Below are 24,934 nucleotides of genomic sequence, written 5' to 3' on the forward strand. Positions count from 1 at the left end.
TTTTTCTTTTTTGTGTTAGCATATGAGATATTTTATAGATTTTTGTTTTGTGTTATGTCTTCGCGAAAAAGAAAAGTAGGAAAAGTTGGAATAGTTGGCGCAGGAAATATCGGGGGAGTTCTAGCGCATATGATCATGATGCGTTTACTAGCAGATGTTGTTTTGCTTGATATAGATGCAGATGTTGTGAAAGGAAAGGCGATCGACATAATGTCGTCAGCACCAATTTTTGATAGCGGCGTAAAATTCTCTTTAAGTAATGATTATGCAGAATTGTCCGATGCAGATATAGTGGTTGTTACCGCTGGAATAGCTCGTAAACCTGGTATGTCACGTGATGATTTGGTAGATACAAATTTCAAGGTCATTGAGCAAGTTGCAAAAAAAATCAAAGATTGTGCTAAAAATGAGCCTGTTGTTATTGTTGTTACCAATCCTTTGGATGTTATGACTTATGCAATGTGTAAAGTTACAGGTTTTTCATCCGATAAAGTACTTGGAATGGCTGGAGAGCTTGATACTTCACGCTTTAAATATTTCCTTTCTGAAGAGTTAAACGTTAGTGTTGCTGATATACAAGCTACAGTTTTGGGTTGTCATGGTGATGCAATGGTTGCATTGCAATCTTGTTGTGCAATTGCTGGAAAGCCTATCTCAGATTACATAGCCAACGGAGATATTACTCAGAAGAGATTTAATGAAATTGTTGAGCGTACTAAGAATGGTGGAGCAGAAATAGTTAAATATTTGAAATCTGGATCTGCATATTATGCTCCTGCCTCTTCGATATACGCAATGATAGAAGTCATATTGAATGATACTAACAATATATTGCCTTGTTCTACTTATGTTAAGGGAGAATATGGTTTGCCATCAGATATATATATTGGATTACCGATCATGTTGAATGCTAATGGTAGGAAGAAGATAGTTAATATGAATATTACAAAAGAAGAGCAAGCAGAATTGGTAAAATCTGCTAAATCTGTTGAAGATATGATACGTAAATTACCTTTATAATTTTTGTACATATTGGCAATTTTGGGTTGATATATTTTTATTAAAATATTATCATTAGCGATAGTGTTTAGTTAAGTAACGCTTTATATTTATCTCATGATTTCTGATATAATTCCCTTTTTCCAGAGGTCTTCCTCTTCTTCCTTTTATGATAGAGAAATCTTGGGTGGTAAAGGGGCTGGCCTTTGCGAAATGGTGGATTTGGGAATACCAGTGCCTCCTGGTTTTATAATAACTACAGGAGTATGTAAGAGGTTTTATTCTAAAGGCTCTCGTGTACTTGAAACTTCATTATTGAGTGATGTTAAAGTTCATATTGCAATGCTTGAAAAGCAATTGGGGAGATCATTTGGTTCTACTAATGATAATAATTTACCTCTTGTTGTTTCCGTTAGATCAGGTGCTGTTTCTTCGATGCCCGGAATGATGGATACCATCTTGAATCTTGGATTAAATAGCAATACAGTTGAGGCTCTTGCAAGAAAAACAAATAAGAGATTTGCCTATGATTCTTATAGGCGTTTTATTCAAATGTACAGTTCGGTAGTTTTTGGTATTGCTATCGAATTTTTTGAAGATATTTTTGTGGATTTTAAATCCAATCTAGGTGTTACAGATGATTCTGCAATTTCAGCTGAATATTTACAGAAAATAATCGACTCATACAAAAAATTAGTAAAAAAACATACAGGAAAGGATTTCCCTGATGATGTATACGTACAACTTAATGGTGCCTTAAAAGCAGTCTTGAATTCATGGATGAATGAAAGAGCTATATTTTATAGGAAGATGCATAACATCCCTGATGATGTTGGAACAGCCGTTATAGTTCAATCTATGGTCTATGGAAACCTAAATGATAATTCTGGATCAGGTGTAATTTTTAGTAGAGACCCTACCAATGGCAATGATATCATGATGGGAGAATATCTGATGTCAGCGCAAGGAGAAGATGTGGTATCTGGGATTAGAACTCCTGTTGCACTCCATGATATGAAGAAATCAGATCCAAAAATATATGAGAATATTTTATCTGTAGTGAAATCTTTGGAGAATCACTATAAAGATATGCAGGACGTTGAATTTACAATTCAGGATGGTATGTTGTGGATCTTACAGACTCGTTCTGGAAAGCGATCAGCGGGTGCTGCTGTGAAGTTAGCGGTGGATTTTGTTAAGCAAGGTTTAATTGATAAAAAAGAAGCTATTAGGAGAATTTCATCTGAAGATTTAGAAGGAGTATTACATCCTGTTATTGATTATAAAAATCATGATGCCGAATGTCTTGCAAAGGGTTTACCTGCTTCTCCAGGAGCCGTATTTGGAAGAGTGGTTTTTAATTCTGAGGATGCTATTAATAATCCTGATAATTTTGAATCCATAATATTGGTGAGAAATGATACCAGTCCTGAAGATATAGAAGGAATGAGTATTGCCAATGGAATTCTAACGGTCAATGGTGGTATGACTTCTCATGCTGCAGTAGTCGCTAGAGGAATGGGAAGAGCTTGTGTTTGTGGAGTAGGGGATATTCATATAGATTGTTCGGATACTTTTTTTAAAACTGCTTCTGGCAAAGTTATCAAGTATGGAGATTTTATTACCATTGATGGAACGAAAGGCTATGTTCTAAATGGGAAGGTAGCAACAGAATCAGTGGCTATTTCTGACTGTTTGAAGGAATTTATAAGTTGGCTTGGGGATTATAGCAATATATCTGTTAGAGCTAATGCTGACACTATAGATGATACAAAATTATCGATAGATTTTGGAGCTGATGGAATCGGCTTATGTCGAACAGAGCATATGTTCTTCTCTAAGGAGCGTATTAATAAGATTAGGGAAATGATAATGTCAGATTCCCGTGAAAGTCGAGATCGTGCCCTTGCTAAACTAACACCCATGCAGAAAAAAGATTTTAAAGATATTTTAAGATCTTTGAATGGTAAAGCTTTAACTGTTAGACTTTTGGATCCTCCATTACATGAATTTTTACCAAAAACTACTGAATCCATAAAGGCTTTGAGCATGGAAAGTGGTTTTACTGAACTTCAGATTAAAGATAGAATCACTTCTCTACATGAAATTAACCCTATGTTGGGATCAAGAGGATGTAGATTATCCATTGCATATCCTGAGATATACGGCATGCAAGTTGAAGCTTTGATGCTTGCTATAAAAGAACTAAAGGATCAAGAAAATATAATTATTGATTCTATTGAAGTAATGATTCCTTTTATTGTAAATGCTCAGGAATTTTACGTTATTAAATCACAGCTTTGTAAGATTAGTGATAAATATGATGTTAAATGTTCATTTGGAAATATGATAGAAGTTCCAGCGGCTGTTATTAATGCTGGAGATATTGCTAAGTATTCTGATTTTTTCAGTTTTGGAACCAATGATCTTACACAGACAGTATTAGCTCTTTCAAGAGATGATACCTCCTTTTTAATTAGCAAATATGTTGAAGAAGGAATATTCAAACACGACCCTTTCCAAGTAATAGATGAAAGCACTGTAGGTTTTATGATTAAAGAAGCTATTAGAAAGGGATTAGATAGTAATAGCAGTTTGAAAATAGGTATTTGTGGAGAACAAGCAGGTAATTTGCTTTCAATAAGGTTTTTATCTCAAATAAAGGGTATAGATTATTTATCTTGTTCCCCTTATAGAGTGCCTATTGCAAAATTAGCACTTGCCAAAATAGGTATTAATGATGATTAATAACCAATTGATTTAAAGTGATTTATTATCATTGCTTAGGTAAAAAAAATGAGACTTATCTTGATTCTTTAAAGATTTACCTGAGTGAGGGATTTTTATCATCTAGAGATCAAGCTTTACAGACAAAAATCATTGTTCCAAACGGCTATTGGGCGTCTTTTATAACAAGAGAGTTGTCATCTACAGGAGTTTCTTCTATCATTCCTCAAATTCTGACTCTGAGAGATTTGTATGATAATTATCATATATCATTGGGTCATTCAGTGCATTTTCGATGGTTTAATCGATTATGGTATATGAGAAATTTACTATCTGAAAATGATTCTGGATTATTGATGTCCTACTCAGAGCTTTTTTCCCTTATCAAGCGTTTTGATAAAAATAGTGATGCTTGTCTATCTTTGGGAAAATATACAGATTTTTTCCAGAGATTTTTTGAACATAATCTTTATTTTTGTAATAAGAAATTTCGTGAATTGTCCATACTTAGCTTTTTAGATAAATTATCCTCAAATGTTGCAGTATATTTTATAGGCTTTGATGATCGCAGTTTTGATATTGTTAATTGCATTCTACATAATCTAACCAATATAAAAAATAAAATAGTGTTTGTTCTGGGAAGGGTGCCTTCTAAAGAGCTGATAAAGAAATTTGATTTAGCCAATTTCGATTTCATACAATATGAAAATAACAAAGTTGGCTCTTGTTATATTGAGCAGTGTTATCAGAAGATATTTAACCCTCATATAAAAGAGGATGTGAATGTATTCTCAGAAAATCTGTCTTATATTTCTTGTGATAATACCAATCAAATTTCTAGAGTCGTTAGCTATCTTCTGCATAATGATATGAAAAAAAAGGTGCAGTCTGCGATAGTTAGTAATAACAATATTATTGTTGATAAATTATCGGTTGATTGTCGCAATCTTGGAATTTCCCTTTGTTATAAAAGGCCTTTAGTTTCTCATGCAGATGCCAAACTTATGTTATCTCTTTTAGATTATGTTATTCATTTTGGCGATAAATTATATTTTTCTAGTATTATCGAAAATTATAATGTTAGACAGATTCTTTCTTCTGAAGTATTAGCAGAGATTGATAAATTCTATTTACATTCAATCACTAATAAATTGGAAAATTCGAAGAGTGATTTGAGTCTTCAAGCTTGTGCTTTTATGGATGATATAATCCATTTTAAATCAAAATCAGAAGCGTTAGATAAAAATAATTTACTGGATTACTATATTCTTTTTCTTAGAGAATATTTGGTTAATCAAGACAGTAAAGTAATAGAGATACTCTGTCAGATGGCGCTTTCAGGTTATAAGATAACTAATGTTATAGAGTATAAGCAATTATTAGAGGTTATCTTTAGATTTACGGATTATGCTGTTAATGATGATAAAAAAGACTCAATAACGTGTTTTGGATTTTCTCAAGCGAATCTTATATCCTACGATAAAATTTATATACTAGATAGCAGTATCAATTTTGTTGATGTAAATGAAATAGATTCTATACGTAATATTATCTATTTATTGTGTAGCGGGATAGAGCTAGTTTTCATTAATGAAGAAGGGGCTATCTTGCATGATGTAATATCAAATCTGAAATTAATATCAGAAGATATCACGGATTATTGGCGTTGTTTTGATGAATATCAATTTAATGTTAAAAGAGAAACTGTTCAGTATAAAAGATTTGAATATCAACTGTCTGCTAATCCAGAAGTAGAGTATAGACCAAAAAGAGTCACCAGTACTATGATCTCAGTTTTGATGCAGGATCCTTATCTTTTTTATGAGCGCTATATATTAGGAATTGATGAGATAAAAGAAGTTGTGCAATCACCTGATAATAAACATATTGGTACAGCAATACATAGTGCAATTGAGTATATTACAAAAAACAAGATTATTCATCAACAAGAGATTAATAAGCTATTTTATGGCTTTATTGATGATTGTCAGGATGAATATAGATTTATTGGTAGCTTATGGAAAAATAAAATAGACATGATGTCTAAGCATTTTTATCAATTTAATCTGCAAAGGATGGCTATGATTAGTAATGTCAAAGTAGAAGAAAAGTATAGCTTTAATATTGATAATATTATTATTGATGTCCGCTGTGATAGAGTGGAAGAATTAAAAGATAGTTTGGCTTTAAATATTATAGATTTCAAAATGAGTACAATACCATCAAAAAAATCCGTGGAAGAGTTTTTGGAACCTCAATTGTTATTACAAGCTATGGCTGTTAAGCAGATAACAGATAAAGATGTTTGCTACGTGAATTATTATTCCTTATTAAAAAATAAAACGGTTACTGTGGCTATTTGTGATGAAATGATGGATAATTTTAGGATCAAAATGAGTAGATTGCTGAAGCATTATCTACTTGAAAGAAATGAGTTTAAGAGGTTTATTCTATAAGATTAAAATGAATAGTAGTGTTTTTAAGCAAGATGATAAAGTACTTTTGGTCTCTGAAGATAGGAAAAAGTGGGTAATCTCTTTGAGTGCAGGGGCTGTTTTCCATACAAATAAGGGTTTCATTTCTCATGATGACCTAATAGGTCTCCCTTATGGTTCTTTTATTAAAACTCACAAAGATAAAACTTACCTTGTCGTCCAGCCAACTTTAAGTGACTTAATATTACATGGAATAAAACGAGGTGGGCAGATAATATATCCAAGTGATTTGAGTTTTATTATGCAAATTATGAATATTACTGAGTGTGATAAAGTTATAGAAGCAGGTAGTGGTAGTGGTTCTACTAGCATTTTTTTAGCTAAAAATATGATAAAAAGTGGTGCAAAGATATATAGCTATGAAATTAGAGAAGATATGCTAAAAGTTGCTCGAGAGAATGTTGCATTTTGTGACTTGTCAGAGAAGGTGGAATTTATTTGTAGAGATGTTATGAATGATGGTTTCACGCATAATGATGCCGATGCAATATTTATTGATCTGCCAAAAGCTTATAATGCAATCCCAAAATGTTTTGAAGCATTGCGTGATGGCGGTGTGATATGTGTTTTTACTGTTACTACCAATGATAGCGCTGATATTATAAGAAATTTAAAAGAAAGTGGATTTCACATGATAGAAATGTGTGAGATATTAGTGCGTTATTATCGTACAATTGCTAACAGACTAAGACCAAATGATAGAATGGTTGCTCATACTGGATATATAATATCTGCCCGTAAAACTGTAAAAAAAGAAGGTGATTCTTGGGTTCCTGTTGATAGCAAAGGAAGAGAAATTGATTTCTAATATTCTATTTTTTGTTTTTTAAAAAATTTTTTGACACTAAAAATATAGTGATGAATATTAAGAATAATTCGAAATATTTCCCGTATTTATAATATATACTTCTTTTTTTTGGTTTCTTGGGAATTAAATGATCTATATATCCATTTTTTTCTATATCCAGCATTTTCATCACTATCCCATATGCATCTATGATGAACGATTCTCCATTCACCGTACTGTTTAAAATTGGTAGCCTGTTTTCTATTGCTCTTACTTTAGCTAACTCTATATATTGTTTACGTATCATTTGATTATTATTGTACCAGCTTTGATTTGCTATATTAACTATTAGATCAGTATCTTGAGGAACGTAATCTTGAAATGCAATATCAAAACATATACTAGGCTTTATCTTTAATGGGAATTTTGTGTCAAAAGCTTTTGTCTTATCTGTACCAGCATCAATTGCTCCTGTAACTGTCTTATCATTTTTTACAAATTTTTTATAAATTTTTGTGAATGGTATTTTTTCTCCAAAAGGTACAGGATGTATTTTGTTATATAAATCAACTATCTTACCTTTCTTATCAACCATCATCATACTGGAATAGATTTTCTCATTCTGTTTTTTAAAGGCACCGGCAATTAAATAGTTATCTATTATATTGTTGATATCCTTTCTATATTTAAAGATGTCATAATTATTCTTAATTAGGATATTCATTGATCCTTCTGGCCATATTAAAAGATCTATCTTTGATATCTTGTTTTGAATAGATAGCTCCGTACTTTTTTTCGTTGATTGTAAAGCACATTGATAATCAGAGTATTTACATCGTAGATTAGGCTGTACAATACGCGTAGTATGATCTGTGAATTCTGTAGGAGGAATAAAGCTAAGATATTGCGACAGATTTACTATTGCTATAATAACAATAATATAAGAAACAATGAGATGGTTATATTTTTTAGATTGTAAATGCGCCAAATATCCGGGTATTACAGCAATAAAATAAGTGAGAAAATTTGCACCATTTATCCCAACTATACTGTTAATTTGTGCCAGATTATCTGTTTTTAACAGAGCATAACCTATATATCCCCACGGCATATTAATAAATTGTGTTGAACGTATATATTCTGTTATTGTGAATATTAAAGCAAATAGTAAAGGACTATTTTGACCTTGTAGTCTAAATATTAATGTGGGTATCCCATATGATAAACCAAGTATAATATAAGCAATTGGCATCATAATTATGAAAAATGTGAAGTCATTTTCAATTAATGGAATGAGTATCCAATGCATACAGACCAAGAAATATCCTGTGCCAAATATCGTGCCCATTATAAAAGATTCTCTAGGTGTTTTTTTTGTTATTAAGACAAAATATATTGAGAGTACAAATATAGATATAAAAATATGATAAGGTGTTTGACTAAGATGCAAGGCTAAGCCTAAGAAAAAACAGAGTATGTAAATCAAATAATTTTTTATTGTAAATAGATGTCTAATTTTTATACTTGCTATCATGATTAAGTTTACTATATGTTTTATGCAGCTTGTGGTGTAACATTCTGTAATTTATTCTGTGAAACAAAATTAAAAATGTTATTATTATCAAAATAAACTTTTGGTTTCCATACTGAACCCTTCATGTACATGTTAACAGACATTGTATCAGATTTTAAAGCTGGAGTTTGAAAAGATAATATGCTTAATGCATTTATGTCAAAATTAAGAATAGACATATTGGAGGCAAATTTACCAGCTGCATATTTCGTTAAAAATGTTCCTTCAGATCTCAATAATCCTTTGTTAATCTTGTGAGACGAATAAAGCTGTCTAATGTGTGTGTTATTATTAAATATACTTATCTGTAATATTCCCTCTAGCTCATTTTGTGTTTTGATTTTAGGGACGTCACGCACAATCTGATTAATATCAAAATTTTTTATATTTATGCTAGTAGCTAACAACCTAACTTCTCCTTTTAGGTTTTTTATTATGTTATACATATTTATTCCCTTTGAAGATAAGTTTCCTGAGATATTGCATAAGCCTTCATCTATATCTTGGATACTAAAAACATTATTCATGAATTTAGCCATAGTAATGTTTTGTAGCAAAAATGATGTAGAAAAGGAAAATATTTTATCTTTTATAGATAAAATACCAGAGAAATATAACGAACCATTAGCAATTTTTTGAGGTGATGTTTGTTGCGCAGAAGCATTTATATTATCGTCATTCAATGTTTTAGGTGCTACAACTTTATTAGTAAATTCTTTACCACTACCAGTTATTTGAAATGTACCACTACCAGAATCTTTGATATTTATCATGATATTTGCTTTCTTTAATAATTCTACCTCGTTATTATTAAGGTTTTCAATATGGTAATTTAGTGTTATAGCAGGGTAGATGCTGTTGTCTGTTATGCCGTATTTATCGCTGAAGAATTGTTTAGTATTCCACATAATTTTATCTTCATTTGCTGTGTCAATATTACGAATAAAATGAGGCACCGTGAAATCTGAAATGTTAATATAATTAGATTGGAAATTAATATTGAATTCCGGATTTAAATAATGAAATTTGATCAAAATGCTGCCTTTTATATCATTCTTTTCAGATTGATAGTTAATATCTCTAATTAATATCCCGTCTTCTGTACTTTTTACGTCAAACATTAGTTTTTCTATTAATGTTCCACTTGGCATTGATAGATTTTTAAAATCTACATCAATTTTCATATCGAGATTGCTTGCATTATATTTTAAGTAGTTGAATATAGAAGTTCCTTTTAATACCTTCTGGAATTTTAAGTTATGAAGGGTTATTTTTCCTGCAATTATACTGTGATCTGTAACTTCTTTTATATTTCCACTAACATATAAATTAGATTGACCAATGTTGCCTCCTATATAGGGTATTATTGTCATTCTATCTGAAAGTAGTGATTTCATTTCTATATTTACTGAATCATTGTAGGATGCATCACATTCTATGCCTAATAAATCGCATAGACCTTTTGAAGTTTTACCATATATCTTAGTATCTAATGTACTATATTGCTTATTATTCATCTCTTCAATTCCAGAATTTATTAATATGTTAAGATTTTTCATCAAATCTGTTTTAATAAGCAGTGACCTTAATCTTGTATCTTGTATGTTAAATTGAAAATATGTTGAATTTTGAACATTATTTATATTATCAATCGAAAATAAAATATTTGTATTTATCTTAGTATCAAATTCATGATTGAATAAAGTCTTTATTAATGACAGTATTGGTAGTACATTAATGCTGTTTTCATTTTCTTCATCAGTTATTATTTTATTACATGATATGTTCTTGATATTTGGATTTTGATTTGATAACGTGACATCTAAAACATCAGATTGTATCAAAAAATTTTCAATGTCATTGCTTTCTTTATTGAAAATAATATCGATTTTAAAATTGCTATCTTCTTCTTTTATTCTTAAAAAATTACTTGATAAATCATTAATTAAATAACCAATATTACGCCCTTCTCCTTTAAGATAGAGTTGTGTTTCATCCGAGAATATTTCTACCTTAGTATTGTCTGATTTCAATAATATTTTATGCTCGTTTAATTTGTTATCACCTGAGGTAGTAGATTTTTTAGTATAGGATATATTATATATAATATCCGATCTACGTCCTTCAATATCAGTATGAAGTATTAGTTCATTCTTATCAATTACAATCGATCCTTTTTTTATACTTAGTTTATCTACTATACTTAAGTTAGTGTGGATGTTTGAATCCAATATTAATATTTTAGTTACATCTAGAGTTTCTTTAATCTGACCAAAAATCTTTTCAATTACAAGGACATTTCCACTCATACCTCGAAATGTTATCTCTTTAGATTTTGCAGAAAATATTAAGCGATTTTTGAGAGAAGAGGTTAATATAATTTCTCTGATGGTTATTAATTGCTCTTCATCATCTATAAAGGATATATTAGAAATTGTTATTTCATTTGCTGCATGACTCTTTACACTTAAAAATTTTATATTATACTGCTTTTGCGCTTCTTCTAATTTCTTCTCCATAACCTTTGCAAAGTGCTTTTCATAGAAAAGTATATTAAAAACAGAATAAAATACTATAATTAATAAGAATATTTTAGCTATTCCTTTTAACATAAATACTAATAACAAATTCTTATGAAGATTGTAATGCTACAACAGTAAGGAAAAAATTACCTAGTTATAGTCTAAATACAGCTTAATTTGTAATAATGCTGAAATTGCTCTTAATTTTTATCTAAAAATTGTATCTTTACGCTCAGAACCAGTAGAGATAATAATAACTTTAATTTTTAATAGCTTTTCTATAGTTTCAATATAACTCTTTGCATTTTCTGGTAATAGATCAAAATCTGTTACTTTTTCTGTTTTTGCTTGGTTATGCCATCCAGGTAATGTAATATAATTCGGTTCTACTTTATTACAGTCTATTGTACTTGATGCAATATCGTATTCAGTGCCGTTCAATGAATACGATGTACATATTTTTATTTCATCAAAACTGTCAAGTACATCTAACTTAGTTAAAATTAAAGCGTCGATTTTAGAGATCTTTAAAGTCATTCTCAGTAATGGAATGTCAAGCCAACCACATCTTCTATCTCTGCTGCTAACAGTACCTTTCTCTTTTCCTATGATTCTTAAACTATCTCCAAGGGAATTCTGTTGACCTGTAGGGAATGGTCCTTCTCCTACACGCGTTGTATAAGATTTTATAACCCCAAGCGCTTTATATGATGTATTTATTCCAGTACCTGTAATTACTTGTGGTACAATAGTGTTGCTAGAAGTAACAAATGGATAGGTGCCAAAATCAAGATCAAGCATTATTCCCTGTGCACCTTCAAACATTATTTTTTTATCTTCTATTTTTGACAATATTGTTATATTATCTTTGATGTAAGGTAACAGTTCATCTTTGACATTTAATAGCTCTTCTAGAATTTCTTCATATGTTTTATAAGAGTCTACACCATATCCTTTTTTAATTAACGTGTGATGCTTTATTAAGGCGTTTATTTTTTCTTTCAAACTATCTACATTAAGCAGATCGCACAGCCTAATTCCTCTTCGAGCTACCTTATCTTCATAACAAGGGCCAATGCCCATTTTAGTGGTGCCTATATTTTTTACCTTGTCGTATATGGAGTCTAATTCTCTGTGAGAGCTAGTGATAATATGACAATTACTATTAATCATCAAGCGACTGGAATCTACAGAAATTCCAGATTCTTTCAAATATTTTATTTCCTTTAATAGCTTCCATGGATCTAAAACTACCCCATTTCCTATTACAGCAACTACGTTATCTCTTAAGATCCCAGAGGGTAAGATACTAAGTGCAAATGTCTGTTCATTTATGACAATTGTATGGCCCGCATTATTTCCACCTTGAAATCTAGCTACCACATCATAATGTTGAGATAAATAATCTACTATTTTTCCTTTACCTTCGTCACCCCATTGTAAGCCAATAACAGCAACATTGTGCTTTAAATTATCCACTAAAGTCAAAACCAAAAAACCTCTTAAAAGAACCTAATTATTTTTTGAGAATTAATCTTCTGTATCAGGTTTTATTGTGTCAAGGCTGGAAAGAAATTGCTCCACTTCATCATCAGAAACAGTTTGAAATGATATGTCGGGACTCTTACCTTTCGACATTTTGTTATCACCCAAAGGTTGGGAAGTAGTAATGTTGGAATCTGATTTTGCATCGTTGGAAAAATTAGCATTCAAAGCATCTATTTCATCATCTTTCTTCAGGAAATTTGGGTTAATATCAGGGGTATTATTTGATGACCCCATTTCTGAAACTCCTTTATTTACTTTCCTGATTACCATCTTCATGAGATAATCAGAATCAATCATACCACATTCCGCTTCTCTTAGTGCGACTAATACATTTTTTTCATCTTTATTTTTTTTCTCCACTAAGGGGTCAGACCCTGAATCTAATTCGTGCACCCTCTGTGATACCAAAACCGATGTCATAAAGTCTCCAAATCTGGAATCAAGATTATCTCTCATATCAGAATACTGCTATAAATAAACTACATGAAATACTACAACTAATCACGATATATTTCAACCGTAAAGAATTTAACTTTCTATTCTTCTGGAAGTTCTGCTTTGAAAGATATCTTAAAACCTAACAATATTAAAAACCTAATTAAACGTTCTAGCGAAAAACCATCAGTTCTACAATGTTTTATCTGTGAAATCTTTGGTTGATCAACTTCAAGTAATCTTGCAGTATACGATTGACTCCAATTATTTTTTTCGATTAATTTTGATATAGTGCGTATTATCGACATCTTGATCTTTTGAAGATCATTGATATCTTCAACATTGTATACGCTGAGTTTGTTTTTACTGATGACACCCCTGCCTGTCGTATTACGTAAGGCTATTTCATCCATCTTTTCTTTCATTCCTCTCCTCCATAAAGAGAATTAACATTCAACCTTTCCTAAGAGCCTTCTTCAAAAAAAATCTAGCGCCATACAGAAAGTATTAGCGCGTCTGTTTATATGTGCTTACCAAATACACCTTCTCATTTAATTTGGTGCAAACGTATTCATTCAGGGAAAACGATATACATATCATAAATATTGTCAAGTTATAAAGGAAATTTCCCCCTAAATGTCATTCTAACATAAGAACGCGGATATAAAAAACGCAAACTAACACTTCTATTCTAATAAAGACTGCTACGATATACCAAAAAGTATCTTATGTTAATACTTTTACGTTATTTTCTATAATTACGCAAGAAATTATGTGAGAAATAATCTTTTCATTATATACTTCTGCCAATATCTATCTACTCATTGTAAATGGTGAAAATTAATAAGGAATTAATTAATATTGAGCATTGTGTTCTGCGCCAGTGATTTGACAACTGCTTGAGCTCAATTTTACAAAAACATCAGTTATCTTATCCACATCTGGTAAATTATCTGTGGGCTTGCCTGGATAATTTCTACTATAAGCCAAAGATTTTATTATTCCTGGATTGATAATATTTGCTTTGATATTAGATTGCAAATTTTCCCTCGCATATACCTTCACTAACTTAACAAGAGAATCTTCTACAATATTATAAAGTGACCAAAAAGATGATATATTATTTTCATCAATTAAACCCGATCTAGCCAAAATAAGGCGGCCATTCTCCGATCTCTTGAGCAATTTGTCAAAAGTCTTGATTAGTAACCAATTTAAAGTAACAGCATGAAATAAATTATCTTGAAAGCTTTTATATGAATGATCTATTGTTAAACAAAGTTGTTCTTTGATGTCAAACCCAAGAACCAGAACATCTAATACATTAAATTTCCCTTCAATAGAATTACATAAGCTATCTAATAACGCTACACAGCTATCTTGTGTTTCTGTTTCATCTTGCATAAATGGCACAAGAGTAGTTGCATGCCCCAAAGACTGTATTTCATCATCAGTCTGCTCAAGAAGTGATAAATCTCTATGCAATATTATAACATTGTACTTTTCATGAGCATATCTTTTTGAGATTGCTTTTGTTAATTCTGGTGATTGTACTGCAATCAACGCTACTTTCCTCTTCATACGTAATACCTATCAAAATAATTGTTAATCTATTAATGATTTTATTTTTTCTTCTATATTTTTATCAACATACAATAATTCTTCCATACCTTTTGCAACATTTCTTAGTGTGATATGATTGCTTCTATAATACTCTTCGGAATTTATTATTATAAAATACGCTACATTTTTTGATTTTGCCATTTTCTTACGAAAATTTTCTGCGTATGGTATTATAGCTACCAATCCGCTTTGACGCAATTTTTTTGCAATCTGAAACGCAACTAAATTTAACTGCATTTCGTTTGAACTTGTAATTATAGCTATTTCGTGTTCTTTTTGTGTTGGTAATGTCAATAAATCGGCTATTCTCTCTATTCCTCCTGCAAAACCTACAGCAGGGGTATCATCTCCTCCCATGATTTTTATTAGATTATCATAGCGACCACCTGCAATAATGGTATTCTGAGATGCATTGTTCCTATCTTTCGATTTTATCTCAAATACAGTATGAGTATAATAATCCATCCCTCTCACTAATTTTGGGTTTAAAACATATTTTATTTTTAGTTTATCTAAGTAATCTTTTATTGTTTCAAATCTTTCTAAACTCTCTGGATCATAATAATCTTTAATATTAGGACAATCTTTTACAACAGATATATCTTCTATCTTTTTAGAATCCAATATTCTTAAGGGGTTTATATGAATCTTTCTTTGACTGTCACTAGAAAGAGATTGCTTATTTGCTTCAAAAAAATCTATTAATTGTTGTCTATAATCTGTTCTACTTTTTGTATTTCCCAATGAATTTATTTCAAGAACACTATTTTCTGTTATTTTCAAACTGTCCGATATATTCTGTGCTAAGCATATCATCTCTACATCTGCCAATAATGATTTTGATCCAATTATTTCCAGATTAAATTGATGAAATTGCCTGAAGCGTCCTTTTTGAGGCCTCTCATAGCGAAATAATGGTCCATGAGAAAATAATTTGATAGGCTGTGGATCACTCTGTAATTGATTAATAAAAAAACGTGCAATACCAGCTGTGAATTCAGGCCTTAATGTCAACGAATTTTCACTCTTATCTTTAAAAGTATACATCTCTTTGTTAACAATATCAGACAAATCACCCAAGGTTCTATCGAATGTTGAAGTATGTTCTAATATAGGAGTTGTAGCCTTTTGAAAACCATATGTTTTAGATAAATTATTTACAACATCTACGATATAGTCGTATTTATATTGATCATTATTATATAAATCAGACATCCCCTTCACAGATGGCAGCTTTTTCATTCTATTTAACAGTGTCTTCTTCTACATTATTATTTCTTACTTTATCAAATTCCTTTTTTGTGCAAATAGTAAGAGATAATGCATGTATTTTGTTTGCTAAAAGCTCTTCTTTAAAGAGAGATAAGACAGCTTTATGCCTTTGTATCCTTGTTTTTCCTAGAAAATAGTCAGAAGCTAGAGTAACATGAAAATGTGAATTTTTAGAAGCGCCTTCATGTCCAGCATGGCTTTCTGAAAAATTAACAACATTGATATAATCTATATCTTCTATCTTTTGAGATATTCTATTCTTTATTTCTTGCTCGTTCATTTGAATATTGTCCATAAATTAAGGTAAGTGTATCAACTAAAAAATGATTATGCTATCATTCATAATAATATATATGACAATTTTTTATCAATCCTTTGGCAAAGGATTGTGAAAACCTTCTTTCAAATATGAAACACAGATTATTCCTATGACAGCAATAATAGACATATAGATCACAATTCCCTGATAATTCAATATCTCTATTATCAAAGGAGTCATGCCTCCTACAGCAGCTGATAAATTCCGTGCTAAGGCGAATGTTGTAAATCTACATTCAAATGGTAAATTCTCAAGCAAAAAAGCATTCATAGGACCAAGATTACTAGAGATAATTATTACTATTACTGTCATCGCTAGAATGATTAATAGTGGATTATCATTTTGCAGAAAATATAACATCACACTGGATAAAAAGAGTAAAGAATACATGCCAGATAGCATTATTTTTCTTCTACCTATTAGATCTGAAAGATATCCAAAGAAAATTGTTAAAAATGCCATTATTATCAACATCGGAACTTTGTATAGGTCGATAATATGTATTGAAAATAGTAAATTGCTTACCATGGAAATCAAGAAAAAATACAACACTACTATCTCTACTAAGTCTGATCCAGCAGATAGTAGAGTGATTTTTTTGAAATCTTTTAATACTTTGAATAATGGCATCTCACTTTTATCATCTTTTTTGTTGATTTTACTGACATATTTATCTTGTAAGCTGTTTCTCATTATAGTGACAATTAAGCCAATCAAAAATCCTAATACAAAACCTATTCTCCATCCTAAAGAATTAAATAGGGCATCAGACATCGCTGAATGCAATAATTTTATAACCAGAGTAGCTAATAAAGCACCTACTATAGCGCTTAAAATCTCTGTACAGGAATTTATCCCTCTTTTACTTTGAACACAGTTTTCAATAAGATAAACAGCGTTACCAGATTCCCCCCCCAATGCAAAGCCCTGCGTGAATCGTAACATTACTAAAATAACGATCGACATGAAACCAATCGCGCTGTAACCTGGTAAAAGTGCTATCATAAGAGAAGGGCAGGTCATCGTAAGTAAGCTGAAATTTAAAGATGTTTTTCTGTTATATCTATCTCCAATGTGCCCAAAAAACACTGATCCCATAGGTCTTGCTAAAAAACCTATAGAAAAGATTATTAAACTGTTAATCTTTAGCATATATTCATTTGCAACAGGGAAAAAATTATTACCAATAACAGTTAATAAGCTGCCATACATGGCATATTCATACCATATTACACTATTTGCCAACATGGTGATTAGTAGTATCTTAAGTTTGTTATAATCTCTGGTGTCTTCTAAGAAGAATGATGCCAGTTTATTAACAATAAATTGCATAAAAAAAAGGAAAGTAACTGAAATAATCTATAAGAACAAGAATAATGACATTTTTATTTATATGTCATTACAAAAGAGTACGAAAAGATGGTATTTTTATAAAATATCAAATGCAATTATAGCATATCTTGCGTTTTATTCAATGTTGGCTTAAATGATTAATGATTGTTGATATTTGCTTTATTGTAATAATGTATTTCAATAATCATTTTTTTCAATTATAATTTTGTTTAATTATGTTTATATTGCTGAAATATCAAGTTTAATGATAGTAACTTGCAAATCATGTAAGACTAAATATTATGTCAAACAATCTTCTTTAGCAAAAAATAAGAAGTTTCGCTGCACTTATTGTGATCATATATGGAATCAGGATTTTTTTCTTGATGAAGAAGACGAAAATAATGATAAAGAAAGAGGTTTCTCTCTAAAAAAAGCTACTCTTTGGATGCTTCTTTTTGTTTTATTATCATGCATGACTTTAGTTATGCTTGTTTTATATGGAGAGAAATTTGACATCAATCTTAAACCATATTTCTATTTTACAGATCTTAGTGGTGTGCATGTAGAAAATACCCATTCTTCCCTTTATTCAGAAGATGATTTGCGTTATATGCGTGTTAAATCTGATATTTGCAATGCCAATGGTTATGATATACGTAATTTTTGGATTGTATTAGAAGTTTTTGATTCTGATAGCAACTTGTTAATCAAATATAGATTTCGAATTAATAATGAAGCTATAAAGTCAGAGAGTTGTTTCAAATTTGAGAAAATTCTAAAGGTTGATTTTTCAGATCATGGGCAATTTACTGTCTTGAAGATTGTAAATTTTTGGGAATTATTTTTCACGTAGTTTTGGTGTTTTTATGTTGCCTTTTGCTTCTGTAATGAAAAAATTATTAATCAATAAACAAGAGATTAATAAGTGGTTTGAATCTAACAATTTTAATGATAAAAAGCCTATTTATCATTCTATTGATGTCAGAATATCAGATTTTAAAATATCTCCTGTGGATATTAATTGTTTCCCTGCTGGTTTTAATAATATTTCGGATTCAGATTTTGAGTATTTTGTTGAAATTTGTCGAAATGTTTTAGTAGGACAAAAAATTGTCTTAATCTTGGAAGATTTTGATAGAAATGCTCGATATCTTGCGAGTGCCGATATTTTACGTAAGGTGATCATAAATGCAGGCAATGAATGTCAATTAGCATTTTTTTCCTCAGAACGCACAATTACAATAAATGGTAATAATGAATTTATTCCTTCCTTAATCAGAGAAGATTCTGTAATTAAAACATCAAATGGATTTATTCCTGACATTATCGTGGTAAATAATGATATGACAGTTATCCATTCTGATTCTTTATTACATGGTGATATTCCAATACCTTGTTATCCAGCTGTACAAATGGGATGGTTTTATAGAAGAAAAGATATTGCTTTTAATGTTTATAACGAATTGGTTCAGTCTTTTTGTGATTATTTTGGATGTGATAGCTGGCTATTTTCGCCGTTTAGTAAAAAAGTGACCATCTCTAATTTTAAAGATAGCAAAGAATTAGATAGCTTAGCCACGAAAATTGATGATATGCTACAAAAAATTAACAAAAAATATTCTGAATACAATGTAACAGATCATCCGTATGTTGTTTTAAAATCAAATAATGGAACACATGGAATGTCTGTATTGATGATTAATGATGCTGAGCAATTATATACCTTAAATAATAAAACACGGAAAAATATACACTATAGTCGCTCTGGAGAAAAAAATTATGATTATCTATTACAGGAAGGAATTTCAACTGCTCAACTGTATGATAATTTCTCCTCTGAGACGGTGTTATATCATTTTAATGGTGAATTGATATCGCAATTCTACAGATACAATGAAAGAAAGTGTAATAAAGGTAATTTGAATTCTGTAGGTGCTAGATTTACTGCAATAGATGAAGTTAATGATACTTATATCAAATTTGCCAAAGAAATTGTTTCAAAGCTTACTGTTCTTTCATTAATAAGAGAAGCCAATATACAATGTTTGATTCCTTTAAAAAAAAAACAAACCGTAGATGATTTATCAAATATGTCAACTATATTATAAATTCAAGGCAATATTAGAAATTTTATAGCTTGATGTTTAATCCTGCTTTTCTTCTTTTTGATTTGATACAATAGCATATTCAGGCCCTTTCCAAGGGCTCATGTTATCGAAATTTCTGTATTCTTGCGTTAATTTTACACGACTATATAATATATCTTCTTCTGTTGTAGAATATGAAACTTCTTCATATCCAGATAATGGAAAGTCTTTTCTCAAAGGGAAGTGTTCAAAGTTATAATCTGTTAATATTCTTCTCATATCTGGACTATTAACAAATTGCACTCCATACATATCGTAAACTTCTCTTTCAATCCAAACTGCTGCAGGAAATATCTTGCTAATTGATTCAATAGGCTTTGTGCAGTCTGAATGAGTTATTATTTCTATTCTCTTATTTTGCGTGATGCTTAATAATAAATATATCAATTCCATTCGCACTTTTTTCTTTGGATAGTCAACGCACACTATATCTATCAGTATATTAAATGTTTCGTATTTCTTGAGATCTTCTATAGTACTCAATAATTTATCAGATGATATTTCTATTCTTTTGGTTTGCATATAATCTACCTTAGTACTGTTATTGACCCTCTTTTGATTTTTTCTTGTAGGCATAATATTCCGTACATTAATGCTTCTGCACTTGGAGGACAACCAGGAACATATATATCCACTGGGACAATTCTATCGCATCCTCTTACTACTGAATACGAATAATGATAATAGCCTCCTCCATTAGCGCAACTTCCCATAGATATGACATATTTAGGATTAGGCATTTGGTCGTATACCTTTCTTAAAGGTTTTGCCATTTTATTGGTTAATGTACCTGCCACTATCATAACATCAGATTGTCTGGGGCTTGCTCTATACACCAAACCTCGTTGATCTTTGTCGTATCTACTGGTACTAATATGCATCATTTCCACCGCACAACAAGCTAAGCCAAACGTCATTGGCCAAAGAGAGCCTGTTCTTGCCCATTTTGTTAACTTATCCATAGTGGTTACGATAAACCCTTGGTCTTGTTGAGTATCTAGTTCCATTCTAGCGCTCCTTCTTTTAATTCATAAAGTAATCCTACTGCAAGTATTGCTAAAAAACTTCCCATTGTTATCATAGCTAACATCCCCAAATTCTTGAACTCTAGAGCCCAAGGCAACAAAAAAGCTACTTCTATATCAAATATTACAAATAAAATTGATACTAAATAAAATTTAATCCCAAAATTTTTTGAACTTTCAGGAAATGGATCAAAACCACATTCATATTGACTCACTTTATTTTTATTATAACTTCTTCTTGCAAACAGAGTAGGGATAATAAACATTACTATGCTTACTATAACAGTTATTATTAAAAATAAGAATATTGATAAGTAACTGGTTAATTCATATTTTTCCATATCAACAACAACATATTAGACAAAAAATACACAACAATTTAATTTCAGCCAATTCGCTTTTATACATCAGATAAATGTACATGGCAAATACTAATTTATAGCTATTCTTAATGACACATTTTTTTTATTCAATCAAAGATAATTAACACATATAATTAGTATTATTTATACAATTTATAATTTCATAAGCCACATTCCAAGATAATTTAGAGATTTATTGTATTATTTTGTATATCTCTTGTACTACAGATTTTTCAATATTCATGTTATTCTGATTATAAAAGGCTTTTAAAGTATTTAACAACAAGAATATTATAGTCATTGGCCCTACACCTCCTGGTACCAAGGTTAACGCTTGAGCTTTATCTATCACAGATTCTGCATTTATATCTCCAACAATTTTACCTGTCTTTAGTCTATTGATACCTACATCTATCAATATGGAATCTCTTTTTATCCAATTCTCTTCCACCAATAGAGAGCTTCCTGCGGCTGCTACTAATATATCTGCTTTACTAGTTATTTCTTGTATGTTCTTTGTATTTATATGCACTATGCTTGGAGTACATTGCGCTTTTAAAAGCATTTGTGCCATCGGTTTTCCAACTATATTAGATGCTCCGATTACAGTTGCATTTAACCCTTGTAATTCTTTTTGTACTGTTTTAATTAAATACATACATCCAGCTGGAGTACATGGTAAAAAATTAGCTTTATCCAGATAAAATTTTCCTACATTCTCATAATGAAAGCAATCGACATCTTTTGCAGGATCTATTGAATTTATTATTTCAAAACTGTTTAGATGCTTGGGTAGAGGAAGCTGTACAAGTATACCGTTTACACTTATATCTTCATTCAGTTTTTGTACCACAGAGAGCATATCCTCTGAAGAAATATCCTCGGGTAATTTTATAGTATCTGATTCAATACCAACTTCATTAGCCTTTTGCGCTTTATTCTTTATATAGACGCTGCTTGCATAATCTGAACCAACCATTATTACAGCCAGTTTAGGGGGATATTTTTTTAATATATTAATTATATTTTTTGTTTCATTTGCTATTTTTTTTGATATCTCTTCTGCAATATTTCTTCCATTAATTATCTTTTTTGCAAATATTTCATCTGTTAACAAAATGATATCAAGCCCCTTGATTACATATACGATAGGCAAATTATATATGCGAAACAACAATATTTAAACATCTTTTTGACGTATGATCATTTAATTTATTATAAGTCCGGATATTTTATGTTTTGTGATTTTTCTATTTTTTATTTCTTTTTTTTGCCATCAATTCTAGTACGGGTTCCCATTGATCGCCATTGCTTAATAATTTTTCCTTTGTATACATTAATTCTACATGTGTACGTGATGCAAATTCAAAATTCGGCCCTTCTACTATTGCATCTACAGGGCATGCTTCCTGACATAGACCGCAATATATGCATTTTGTCATATCTAAATCATATCTCTTGGCCTTTCTAGCGCCTGTTTCTGCTATTTCTTCTGCATCTATTGTTATTGCCTGAGCAGGACAAATTGCTTCACATAATTTACAAGCTATGCATCTTTCTTCACCATTAGGATATCTACGTAGAGCGTGTTCTCCTTTATATTTCAAGCTGATTTGATTTTTTTCCCTAGGATAATCCAAGGTTACGTTTCTTCTAAAAAACATATATTTCAGGACAGTTGCAAAACCTTTAATGAAGTCAATCATTAGAATATAGCGCAACACGCGATAGACGGAATTCATATAAAAAATAATAAAAATAGATCTACAACGATACAAGATCGTGCTAACAATCATTCAGCATCAAACAAAATGTACATAATTGATATAATCAGTCAAGGAATCAATCAAATTACAACATATTTTTGATGCAATATGCACATTCAACAACATGTCCATTTATATCGCATGTTTAATTAAGATAGTATAAATCATTGCAACATAATACGCTTTATTGAATAAATAACCATTATGAGAGCAGCATATTTATGCTTAAATATTGTTGAGTAAATATAGCAGAATTTCTTTAATATCGAAATGATAATTAACATGATTATTTGAATATCAATAGACAGCTTTATTTAGAGAAAAATAAAATTTAATAAAAAATTAAATTAACTTGTTGACTATCCGTAGCAAAATGGGTTAATATGATCATCGTGTTTCGACACATTTAAGACATGAGATGTTTTTCTCTGTTGTTGTTTGATAAGTGTAGATAAGAAAAAATAAAGACAGTGAGTTTCTGTTAGGTTCAAACTTTTAATTTGAGAGTTTGATCCTGGCTCAGAACGAACGCTAGTGGTAGGCTTTATACATGCAAGTCGAACGAGATAAACTCGCTTGCGAGTTTATCTAGTGGCAGACGGGTGAGTAACGCGTGGAAATCTGCCTGATAGTATGGGATAACTAATAGAAATGTTAGCTAATACCGTATAATACCCTACGGGGGAAAGAATTTTCGCTATCAGATGAGTCCGCGTTAGATTAGTTAGTTGGTGAGGTAAATGCTTAACAAGACGATGATCTATAGCTGGTCTGAGAGGATGTACAGCCACATTGAAACTGAGATACGGTTCAGACTCCTACGGGAGGCAGCAGTAGGGAATATTGGACAATGGGCGCAAGCCTGATCCAGCCATACCACGTGAGTGACGAAGGCCTTAGGGTTGTAAAGCTCTTTCAGCGATGAAGATAATGACGTTAATCGCAGAAGAAGTCCCGGCTAACTTCGTGCCAGCAGCCGCGGTAATACGAAGGGGGCGAGCGTTGTTCGGAATTACTGGGCGTAAAGGGTACGTAGGTTGTTTATTAAGTTGGATGTGAAATCCCAGAGCATAACTTTGGAATTGCATCCAAAACTGGTTTACTTGAGTATAGAAGAGGGTAACGGAATTTCTAGTGTAGAGGTGAAATTCGTAGATATTAGAAAGAACGTCGAAGGCGAAGGCAGTTATCTGGGCTAATACTGACACTGAGGTACGAAAGCGTGGGGAGCAAACAGGATTAGATACCCTGGTAGTCCACGCTGTAAACGATGAGTGCTAAGCAAGGGGAGATTTCTTTCCTTGTTGAAGCTAACGTGATAAGCACTCCGCCTGGGGAGTACGGTCGCAAGACTAAAACTCAAAGGAATTGACGGGGACTCGCACAAGCGGTGGAGCATGTGGTTTAATTCGATGCAACGCGAAGAACCTTACCACACCTTGACATGGAGATTATACCTATTTGAAGAAATAGGGTCAGTTAGGCTGGATCTCACACAGGTGTTGCATGGCCGTCGTCAGCTCGTGTCGTGAGATGTTGGGTTAAGTCCCGCAACGAGCGCAACCCTTACTTTTATTTGCTAACAGGTAGTGCTGAGGACTATAAAAGAACTGCCAGTGATAAGCTGGAGGAAGGTGTGGATGACGTCAGGTATCATGGCCTTTATGGTGTGGGCTACACACGTGCTACAATGGTAAGAACAATGGGTCGCTATGCTGCAAAGCAATGCTAATCTCTAAATCTTATCTCAGTCCGGATTGTTTTCTGCAACTCGAAAGCATGAAGTTGGAATCGCTAGTAATCGCAAATCAGCAATGTTGCGGTGAATACGTTCTCGGGTCTTGTACACACTGCCCGTCACGCCATGGAAGTCGGTTATGCTTGAAGATGGTATACTAACCTTTTTGGAGGGAGCCATTTATGGTGTATCTGGTAACTGGGGTGAAGTCGTAACAAGGTAGCTGTAGGTGAACCTGTGGCTGGATTACCTCCTTTTAGG

20 protein-coding genes and 1 rRNA gene are annotated in these 24,934 nt (G+C 31.4%); 7 read left to right on the top strand and 14 right to left on the bottom strand.

The genetic code is table 11. The features are described 5' to 3' along the window. Positions 1–54 precede the first annotated feature (54 nt). From GUI12_01120 to GUI12_01135, 4 genes are all read left to right on the top strand, one after another. A complete protein-coding gene (locus GUI12_01120; GenBank protein ID UAT42761.1) occupies positions 55–1,020 on the top strand; it encodes a malate dehydrogenase in 966 nt (321 codons plus the stop codon). Between the two features lie 96 nt (positions 1,021–1,116). After that, positions 1,117–3,747 (top strand): pyruvate, phosphate dikinase, encoded by a 2,631-nt coding sequence (locus tag GUI12_01125; GenBank protein ID UAT42762.1) that lies wholly within the window; start codon positions 1,117–1,119, stop codon positions 3,745–3,747. Between the two features lie 17 nt (positions 3,748–3,764). Then, positions 3,765–6,182, top strand: a complete 2,418-nt coding sequence (locus tag GUI12_01130) for a hypothetical protein (GenBank protein ID UAT42763.1) — start codon at positions 3,765–3,767, stop codon at positions 6,180–6,182. A 7-nt stretch (positions 6,183–6,189) separates the two neighbouring features. Next, positions 6,190–7,029, top strand: a complete 840-nt coding sequence (locus tag GUI12_01135; protein ID UAT42764.1) for a tRNA (adenine-N1)-methyltransferase — start codon at positions 6,190–6,192, stop codon at positions 7,027–7,029. Positions 7,030–7,033: 4 nt separating this feature from the next. On the opposite strand, the gene lnt is transcribed toward GUI12_01135, so the two are convergent. The 9 genes from lnt to GUI12_01180 all read right to left on the bottom strand — a co-directional run bounded on the left by lnt (position 7,034) and on the right by GUI12_01180 (position 17,632). Beyond that, positions 7,034–8,356 (bottom strand): apolipoprotein N-acyltransferase, encoded by a 1,323-nt coding sequence (gene lnt, locus GUI12_01140; GenBank protein ID UAT42765.1) that lies wholly within the window; start codon positions 8,354–8,356, stop codon positions 7,034–7,036. 206 nt (positions 8,357–8,562) lie between these two features. Then, positions 8,563–11,193, bottom strand: coding sequence for a hypothetical protein (locus GUI12_01145; protein UAT42766.1), 2,631 nt, complete (start codon positions 11,191–11,193; stop codon positions 8,563–8,565). A gap of 117 nt (positions 11,194–11,310) precedes the next feature. Next, complete coding sequence (locus tag GUI12_01150; GenBank protein ID UAT43432.1) at positions 11,311–12,582, bottom strand: adenylosuccinate synthase; 1,272 nt, start codon at positions 12,580–12,582, stop codon at positions 11,311–11,313. 51 nt (positions 12,583–12,633) lie between these two features. Then, a complete protein-coding gene (locus GUI12_01155; protein UAT42767.1) occupies positions 12,634–13,107 on the bottom strand; it encodes a DNA-directed RNA polymerase subunit omega in 474 nt (157 codons plus the stop codon). A gap of 80 nt (positions 13,108–13,187) precedes the next feature. After that, complete coding sequence (locus tag GUI12_01160; GenBank protein UAT43433.1) at positions 13,188–13,499, bottom strand: XRE family transcriptional regulator; 312 nt, start codon at positions 13,497–13,499, stop codon at positions 13,188–13,190. Positions 13,500–13,941: 442 nt separating this feature from the next. Beyond that, complete coding sequence (locus tag GUI12_01165) at positions 13,942–14,667, bottom strand: SDR family NAD(P)-dependent oxidoreductase (GenBank protein ID UAT42768.1); 726 nt, start codon at positions 14,665–14,667, stop codon at positions 13,942–13,944. 24 nt (positions 14,668–14,691) lie between these two features. Continuing rightward, the gene (locus tag GUI12_01170) at positions 14,692–15,951 is read right to left on the bottom strand and encodes a histidine--tRNA ligase (GenBank protein UAT42769.1); all 1,260 of its coding nucleotides are present in this window, start codon (positions 15,949–15,951) and stop codon (positions 14,692–14,694) included. Between the two features lies 1 nt (position 15,952). Further along, positions 15,953–16,261, bottom strand: a complete 309-nt coding sequence (locus GUI12_01175; protein ID UAT42770.1) for a BolA family transcriptional regulator — start codon at positions 16,259–16,261, stop codon at positions 15,953–15,955. A gap of 87 nt (positions 16,262–16,348) precedes the next feature. Beyond that, entirely contained in the window at positions 16,349–17,632 is a 1,284-nt protein-coding gene (locus tag GUI12_01180; GenBank protein ID UAT42771.1) for an MHS family MFS transporter, read from the bottom strand. A gap of 226 nt (positions 17,633–17,858) precedes the next feature. Here GUI12_01180 and GUI12_01185 point away from each other — a divergent pair, with 226 nt between their 5' ends. Both GUI12_01185 and GUI12_01190 read left to right on the top strand, forming a co-directional pair. Beyond that, the gene (locus tag GUI12_01185; GenBank protein ID UAT42772.1) at positions 17,859–18,488 is read left to right on the top strand and encodes a hypothetical protein; all 630 of its coding nucleotides are present in this window, start codon (positions 17,859–17,861) and stop codon (positions 18,486–18,488) included. Between the two features lie 13 nt (positions 18,489–18,501). Continuing rightward, positions 18,502–19,743, top strand: a complete 1,242-nt coding sequence (locus tag GUI12_01190) for a hypothetical protein (GenBank protein ID UAT42773.1) — start codon at positions 18,502–18,504, stop codon at positions 19,741–19,743. A 36-nt stretch (positions 19,744–19,779) separates the two neighbouring features. On the opposite strand, the gene GUI12_01195 is transcribed toward GUI12_01190, so the two are convergent. From GUI12_01195 to nuoI, 5 genes are all read right to left on the bottom strand, one after another. Continuing rightward, entirely contained in the window at positions 19,780–20,358 is a 579-nt protein-coding gene (locus GUI12_01195) for an NADH-quinone oxidoreductase subunit C (GenBank protein UAT42774.1), read from the bottom strand. Next, complete coding sequence (locus GUI12_01200; protein ID UAT42775.1) at positions 20,310–20,789, bottom strand: NADH-quinone oxidoreductase subunit B; 480 nt, start codon at positions 20,787–20,789, stop codon at positions 20,310–20,312. The genes GUI12_01195 and GUI12_01200 overlap by 49 nt, the downstream gene beginning before the upstream one ends. Next, the gene (gene ndhC, locus GUI12_01205) at positions 20,780–21,148 is read right to left on the bottom strand and encodes an NAD(P)H-quinone oxidoreductase subunit 3 (GenBank protein ID UAT42776.1); all 369 of its coding nucleotides are present in this window, start codon (positions 21,146–21,148) and stop codon (positions 20,780–20,782) included. The genes GUI12_01200 and ndhC overlap by 10 nt, the downstream gene beginning before the upstream one ends. Positions 21,149–21,362: 214 nt before the next feature. Beyond that, positions 21,363–22,256, bottom strand: coding sequence for a bifunctional 5,10-methylenetetrahydrofolate dehydrogenase/5,10-methenyltetrahydrofolate cyclohydrolase (locus tag GUI12_01210; GenBank protein ID UAT43434.1), 894 nt, complete (start codon positions 22,254–22,256; stop codon positions 21,363–21,365). A 163-nt stretch (positions 22,257–22,419) separates the two neighbouring features. After that, the gene (nuoI, locus tag GUI12_01215; protein UAT42777.1) at positions 22,420–22,911 is read right to left on the bottom strand and encodes an NADH-quinone oxidoreductase subunit NuoI; all 492 of its coding nucleotides are present in this window, start codon (positions 22,909–22,911) and stop codon (positions 22,420–22,422) included. Between the two features lie 520 nt (positions 22,912–23,431). Here nuoI and GUI12_01220 point away from each other — a divergent pair. Continuing rightward, positions 23,432–24,930 (top strand): 16S ribosomal RNA (locus tag GUI12_01220). The last annotated feature ends 4 nt before the right edge of the window (positions 24,931–24,934 follow it).

It is taken from the genome of Anaplasmataceae bacterium AB001_6 (assembly GCA_020002265.1).
In the GTDB taxonomy this organism is placed as follows: domain Bacteria; phylum Pseudomonadota; class Alphaproteobacteria; order Rickettsiales; family Anaplasmataceae; genus AB001-6.